Source organism: Vibrio sp. 10N.222.49.C9 (assembly GCF_041474985.1).
In the GTDB taxonomy this organism is placed as follows: domain Bacteria; phylum Pseudomonadota; class Gammaproteobacteria; order Enterobacterales; family Vibrionaceae; genus Vibrio; species Vibrio crassostreae_C.
The window spans coordinates 1-5805 of sequence record NZ_JBFRVD010000094.1 but is presented as its reverse complement, the minus strand read 5'-3'; the positions used below and the strand labels follow the sequence as shown (position 1 = coordinate 5805).

Annotated in this window: 4 protein-coding genes and 2 tRNA genes; 4 read left to right on the top strand and 2 right to left on the bottom strand. The window is 43.4% G+C overall.

What is annotated here, in order from left to right:
• Nucleotides 1-356: 356 nt before the first annotated feature.
• Both ltaE and AB4585_RS21820 read right to left on the bottom strand, forming a co-directional pair.
• Nucleotides 357-1361, bottom strand: coding sequence for a low-specificity L-threonine aldolase (gene ltaE, locus AB4585_RS21825; protein ID WP_372150062.1), 1005 nt, complete (start codon nt 1359-1361; stop codon nt 357-359).
• A 39-nt stretch (nt 1362-1400) separates the two neighbouring features.
• The gene (locus AB4585_RS21820) at nt 1401-1916 is read right to left on the bottom strand and encodes an NUDIX hydrolase (protein ID WP_017062564.1); all 516 of its coding nucleotides are present in this window, start codon (nt 1914-1916) and stop codon (nt 1401-1403) included.
• Nucleotides 1917-2204: 288 nt separating this feature from the next.
• On the opposite strand from AB4585_RS21820, the gene AB4585_RS21815 reads away from it, so the two are divergent.
• The 4 genes from AB4585_RS21815 (at nt 2205) to AB4585_RS21800 (ending at nt 5713) form a co-directional block, all read left to right on the top strand.
• A complete protein-coding gene (locus tag AB4585_RS21815) occupies nt 2205-3860 on the top strand; it encodes an ATPase RavA domain-containing protein (protein ID WP_017067123.1) in 1656 nt (551 codons plus the stop codon).
• 11 nt (nt 3861-3871) lie between these two features.
• Nucleotides 3872-5317: an ATPase RavA stimulator ViaA gene (gene viaA / locus AB4585_RS21810; RefSeq protein WP_017064542.1), complete on the top strand. Its 1446-nt coding sequence runs from the start codon at nt 3872-3874 to the stop codon at nt 5315-5317.
• Between the two features lie 200 nt (nt 5318-5517).
• A tRNA-Cys gene (locus tag AB4585_RS21805) sits at nt 5518-5591 on the top strand.
• Between the two features lie 46 nt (nt 5592-5637).
• A tRNA-Gly gene (locus AB4585_RS21800) sits at nt 5638-5713 on the top strand.
• Nucleotides 5714-5805 lie beyond the last annotated feature (92 nt).

Genomic DNA, 5805 nt, shown 5'->3' with positions numbered 1-5805 from the left:
ATAATGCTCAGGTTGGTGAAACCTACGCCATGATTAAAGCGTTGAATAAGCTCACAGGGTTAGGTATGCCTAAAACGATAGAAATAGCCTAATAATCACCCATACTGGCCGTTTCTATCTGAGATCCAATTAGGAAACAAAGCCGTTTAAATGTGAGAATAATTCTTAGAAGGTATTCTCATAGGCCAAAACGAGATCGCGTTCTGTTCCAGTCAATCAAGTGTGTTTATGAGAAAACTAGCAGGTGTCAAAGGCTATTTGGGCTGTGGAGTTGGTTAATGATTTTGCTCAAAAATAAAGCTTCCCCTATGGGAAGCTCAAATCTCAATTGCTATAGAGGCTAATCTCGTCAAGAGTTAAAGCGCATTTTCTAGCTTTATTAGGAAAGTAACGATGTCTTCTGAACTGATATCTTTATGGGTAACAAAACGTACTGGATTACCAGGCGACATAGTAATGTCTTGCTCACTTAACTCGCTTGCGATGCGGTTGATATCTACTGACTCATCTAATTTAGCAAACACAATGTTAGTTTGGATGAAATCAGGGTTAACAGAAAAGCCTTCTAGCTTGTTTAGGCCAATCGCTAGATTTTTTGCATTGTCGTGGTCAGCTTTAAGTTGAGCCACGTTCTCCGTGAGCGCCATTTTCCCTGCTGCGGCAAGAATACCTGCCTGACGCATACCGCCACCCACCATTTTACGTAGGCGGCGTGCTTTAGCGATGTACTCTTTACTACCAAGAAGTAGAGAGCCAATCGGCGCGCCTAAGCCTTTTGATAAACAGATCGTCATTGAATCGAAGTGTTGTGCGATCTCTTTAATGTGAACATCCAGTGCTACTGCTGCATTGTATACGCGCGCGCCGTCGAGGTGCATTTGCAGGCCGTGTTGGTTTACGAACTCACGTGCTTCCGCTAGATAAGACATTGGCAGGACTTTACCATTGATCGTGTTTTCTAAACTAAGAAGCTTGGTACGAGCAAAGTGGCTGTCGTCGGGCTTAATCGCAGCGGCAAGCTTTTTAAAGTCTAAAGTACCGTCTGGGTTATTCTCGATTGGTTGAGGTTGGATAGAACCAAGGACCGCAGCGCCGCCAGCTTCGTATTTGTAGTTGTGCGCCTGCTGGCCACACAGATATTCATCACCACGCTCACAATGCGCCATTAAGCCAAGAAGGTTGGCTTGTGTACCTGAAGAGGTAAACATTGCCGCTTCAAAGCCTGTCTCATTTGCTGCCCACTGTTCTAGTTCGTTGACGGTTGGGTCATCGCCATAAACATCATCGCCCACTTCTGCGTTTGCCATTGCGTCACGCATAGCTTGCGAAGGTTTAGTTACGGTATCAGAACGAAAGTCCATGTTTCTCTCCTAGAGTACTTTAGGTAGCCATATAATTGGCTATAGATGGCCACATAGTTGGGCTTTACTTAAACAAGCGATAGTTTTGGTATCAGTGATTTGATCGTGTCGTATTTTATCGTGCAGTTCTTCTAAACTCAGTTCGATCACTTCTATTACTTCATCGTCATCGCATTCAAAGCGGGTAGTGAGGCTTAAGTCTTTTGCGACAAACAGATGTTGTATCTCATCACAGAAGCCAGCCAAAGGGGTGACTTGCCCCAAGCTTTGAAAAGAAGTTGCACTGTAACCTGTTTCTTCTTCCAGTTCGCGTTGGGCACATTGAAGAGGTGTCTCATCTATTTCCATCGTGCCTGCGGGTAGTTCCAAAAGCCATTTCTTTAGAGAAGGGCGGAACTGGTTAATGAGGATGATTTTTCCAGACGAAGTGATAGGAAGAATAACTGCCGCGCCAGGGTGATTGATTGTTGTATGTTTTACCACGACGTTCGTAGGGAGCGTCACGTTCTCCTCTATGAGAGAAATACTTTTCCATTTATGGATAACTTTACTCATGCAGTCTGGCCACATTCCTTGCCAATTTTTCGTATAACGGAAGACGTGCACCACCATAACGTCTATGGTGTCGAAAATAAAAGAAAAATTAGGTTTCGTATTAGATTTAGTTTCACGCCGTTCGTGATGTTACTCTCATAATTGGAATCTATGATTGCGCCAAAATTACCGACGTAACCATCTGATATAAATGCAACTCAATAATAAAATGCACTTGTAACAAAGCGCTAACAAATGTATAAAAACAATTCTACACTCTCAACTGTTCAAAGATTTTCGGAGTAACGCATGAACCCTTCTATTTCTTCACATGCTGACAAGGCGCTACTCTCTGAAAGAATCAATAAATTAGCGCATGCTCTGTCTGATGGTGTCTACGAAAGAGAAGACACGATTAAGCTTTGTTTACTGGCTGCTTTGGCTGGTGAAAGCGTGTTTCTATTAGGCCCTCCGGGCATCGCAAAAAGCCTTATCGCGAAACGTCTCATTCAGGCTTTTGATAACAGCAGCTATTTCGAATATTTGATGACTCGTTTCTCTACTCCCGAGGAAGTGTTCGGCCCACTAAGTATCCAAGAATTAAAAGACAACGGTCGTTACGTAAGACTAACCGAAGGCTACCTACCAACTGCACAAGTCGTCTTCCTCGATGAGATCTGGAAAGCCGGCCCTGCAATCCTAAACACGCTACTTACTGTCGTTAACGAAAAGACTTTCAAAAACGGCAGTGATATTGAACGTGTACCGATGCGTCTACTAGTATCGGCATCCAACGAACTTCCAGATGAAGACAGCGGCTTGGAAGCACTTTATGACCGTATGTTGGTACGCGTGTTCGTGAACCGTATTCAAAACAAACAAAACTTCAAATCGATGCTGACGACGGGTACTTCTCAAGAAGCGGTAATTCCAAAAGGTTTGGCGATTACGGACATTGAATACCATCAATGGCAGAAAGAGCTCGATAAGCTGGAACTGACAGACAATTCGTTTGATAAGTTGTTTGAACTAAAAACCATGCTTGAAGAGACGGTTAAGAAGCAAGGCTCTGCTTCAGAGTCAGAATTGTATGTATCAGACAGACGCTGGAAGAAGGCCGTTAAACTATTGAAAGCGAGTGCGTTCTTCAGTGGTCGCGATAGCGTGAACCCGCTGGATATTATGCTTCTGCAAGATTGTTTGTGGCATAGCCCAGAATCACGTGATGTGGTTCGTAGCGTGGTGAAAGACTTTGCATTGAACCGAGCGTTTGATCAACAAGAGTCGAAAGCTCAAATTGAAATGTCTCGTGAAGAGTTAGAAGAGATTCAAGACGATGTTGAATCAACGTTGTCGGTGTCACTTTCTATGGAGTCAACCAGTGGCTTGTTGCGTAAAGATGTTTACCAGAATGACATCAAGAACGCGAAAATGTACAGCGTGGGCAGTGCTTACAATCTAGTGAAACTGGTTATGCTGCAAAGCAACATGTCGGTTTCTGAATCTGAGAAAGGCGATAGCCGTTGGGTATACGTAGCCAAAGACGATTTTGATCGTGTTCTTAAAGAAGGTCACGGTGATATTTACGGTTACGTAAACGAAAATAAAAACCTATGCCGTTTAAAACTCGACTTGGATGCATCAAACCAATTAGTGATTAAAGACATCGCCAATCGCTCTGTATTGGTGAGTGTGGTTACTACTGACGGTTTAGACCAAGAACTGTACAACAAGTGGTTGAGTGGCGCTGAGAAAGCCTTAGAACAGTTAACTGAAGCTGAATTCAAGTTAAAACGCGTTCGTACTGAATTCCATGATGCATTACCTCATAACTATATTGACCCTGATTTACCAAAAGCGATGGAAGCAAGTTTGCAATCGGTAACGCAAGATCTTGAAACCACGAAAGTGAAGAGTGCCAAGATCGCTCAGCGTATTAAGTTTATGAGCCAGTACTTCGAGTAAGAGGAGAGCATATGTTAGGAGCAGACGGCTTAAACCTCGCTTTGATGGTAGCTGATTCCGGAATCATTGATACCGCGATGAATGATCTCATCGCTCGTTCTCAAGTCATGATGGCTGCAGAGAACAAAGGTGTGAAAACATCAGTGAAAAACCACTTAGTCAAATGGCGCGGTAAAGTAAAAAAACGCGTCACCAAGGTGTGTGAAACTGATCGATTCCAAGAGGAAATCGCCCTTTATCAAGAAGTGATTTACTGGGATGAACCTCAGTTCTTTGATGAGATTGACAGCGTTATCAAAAAGCTCGAGTGGCACTCAGCGTTTTATCTACAAGCTCGACGCCTTATGGAGAACAACAAGGGTGTTTATAACGCGATGTTTCCACACTACTTTTGCGACCAATGGTACCAATCACTTTCTGATGCGATTAAACAAGCTCAAGTAACTGAACTTGAAACAAGCAAAGAAAAAGTCTTAGCCGATCTTTATCAGCGCATGGAAACCATGAAAAACATGGATAAAGTGACTGAGTCGGGTGATGAAGGCAGTGTAGGGCGCTTGTGGGACATGGCTTCTGCCAAATTAAGCAAAACAGACCTTACCATCATGAAACGTCATGCTGAGTTCTTGAATAAGCACAAGGGCTTGCAAGAGATCGCTGAAAAGCTAGGCCGTATGGCTGGTGAGGAAGATGATCCTTCGCTACACAAAGCCCCTGTAGAAGAATTGCAGGTGGTTGAAGAGAAAAGCGATGAAGCGGTCGATGATATTGTCGGGATTCATGAAAGTGATGACCTTAACAAGATGCTGCCAAACGAAACCATGTTCTTAGCTTATCCTGAACTTGAGGTTATCTTTTACAAGCACTTGGCCGACAAGCGTTTACTGAGCTATCGCTCGCAAGGTAAATCACGCACGTTACGCAAAGTGAAGGCGCAAAAACCAGATAGCAAGAACATCGATATTGAAAAGGGCCCGTTTATCGTCTGTGTGGACGCTTCGGGTTCTATGAGTGGTTTCCCTGAGCAGTCTGCTAAAGCAATGGCTTATGCCTTAATGCAAATTGCTCTTGCAGAAGAGAGAGACTGTTATGTGATTCTTTTTTCTTCTGAGCAGATTACCTATGAGTTAACAAGGCAAGATGGCCTGCGTGAAGCGAGCGACTTCTTAAGTTACTCATTCCACGGCGGTACGGATTTGGAACCTGTTCTCATGAAGTCGATTGATTTGATGACGGGTGATAAATACAAGAATGCCGATTTAATCGTACTTTCTGACTTTATTGCGCCGAAACAATCAGACGAAATGATTGCTCAGGTTGAAAAGTTGAAAGAACACAAAAACCGTTTCCATGCGGTTAGTCTTTCTAAGTATGGCAACCCTCAACTTATGACTATGTTTGACCACTGCTGGGCGTATCATCCGAGTCTTGTCGGTCGTTTCATGAAGAAGTGGTAGCGCTAGAACATCTTGTTTAACTCGATTTTGCTGTGTGTTTTTTGATTAAAGAGATCGAACATGCAGCAATTTGATTTAAATGTCAGCAAACGGAATTTAAATTCACTTTTTTGTTTGACTATCTCCCCTCAATCCGTAAAGTAGGCACCCGAACACAGCGGTGCGGCTTACTTAAGTCCCTAAAGTGTTGAATTAAAAAAGGCGCCTTGGCAGAGTGGCTATGCAGCGGATTGCAAATCCGTGGACCTCGGTTCGACTCCGGGAGGCGCCTCCATTCTTTTTCTTAGCTTGATAAGTTAAGAGATATTAAGAATGAAAATGCGATACTAGCTCAGTTGGTAGAGCGCAACCTTGCCAAGGTTGAGGTCATCGGTTCGAACCCGATGTATCGCTCCAAATTTTGTAGTGTTGATTCATTTTGACATTAAGATGGTGTTTTACTTTTCAGTAATCGGCATCGCAATAAAAAATTGCGTGCCCTGGTGGTG